Origin of the sequence: Paraburkholderia sp. NMBU_R16 (assembly GCF_013282575.1) — a bacterium.
In the GTDB taxonomy this organism is placed as follows: Bacteria; Pseudomonadota; Gammaproteobacteria; order Burkholderiales; family Burkholderiaceae; genus Trinickia.
In genome coordinates this window covers 1-894 of the sequence record NZ_JAAAYE010000236.1, presented here as the reverse complement: position 1 = coordinate 894, position 894 = coordinate 1, and the positions used below count along the sequence as shown (strand labels likewise).

Below are 894 nucleotides of genomic sequence, written 5' to 3'. Positions count from 1 at the left end.
GAACAACTTCTCGGTGAATGTGTCGCTACCGCGCATGATCTTCAGGAGGCAGACAGGGCTTTCTTATCAACGCTTCGGCCACCTCGTCCGATGACCAGGCGAGTGGTATTTCAGCAAGCTGCTAAGGTTGGAGGCCTCCTTTGTGCGAGTGTTGCAGGATGTGGCGTGGGCGCTTCGATGTTCGTATTTGGTACTAGCGACGCGATCGAAGGTGCGACGTCACTGCATGACCGTTACTATGGGGTTTCCTCCCGCGGAGGTAACCCACTGCGGTGGGGCTTCAATCAGATCTCGCCGAAATGGGGCGACCTTGCATACGACGGTATAAGCTTTGGAACGAATTTGGCCGCACTGAAGATGCCAGTTCCCCTTAACGTTGGAAAGGCGGATGGCCTAAATCGGCCGACCACTATGTTCGGTGTCAATGTTCGGAACATTAATAATACAAAGCTGTACCCCATAACGAAAGGCGCTACGCCGAGTGGTACTCATCAATCGACTCTTCTGTTTGGGGTGGGATCCAAAGGCTTAGCTGTTGTTGATGACATCCGCGAACTGGAGAGACCGGAATGAACTGGGTTAGGCTCTATGCCACGTTTCAAATTTGGTTTGTCGTTTGCGTCGCATCAATGACGGGCGCCGCGTTTTGGTCATTCTTGCTTACCGGCGGAGTTCGTCGGGTGTTTGGTATGGGCGAAGATTCAGCAATGCTGTTCGTGTGGCTGCCGAGCTTCATCGCCTCGACGTTTTGGCTCGCTGCTCGGATACCTAACAGCTTGCTGAAATACCCCTCGTCAGCGAGCGCGTACCTTTCGTCGGCTCGTCGAGCCAGTCGATTTTTCGGGATATGGAAATCTGGGCCTCATTTCAGGGATTTCTGATGGTCTGAGGCTC

The 894-nt window shown here is 53.5% G+C and carries 1 protein-coding gene; it reads left to right on the top strand.

From position 1 onward, the window contains the following. The coding region (locus tag GWC77_RS29280) for a hypothetical protein (RefSeq protein ID WP_217283462.1) at positions 1 to 573 on the top strand (573 nt) is incomplete at its 5' end. Positions 574 to 894 lie beyond the last annotated feature (321 nt).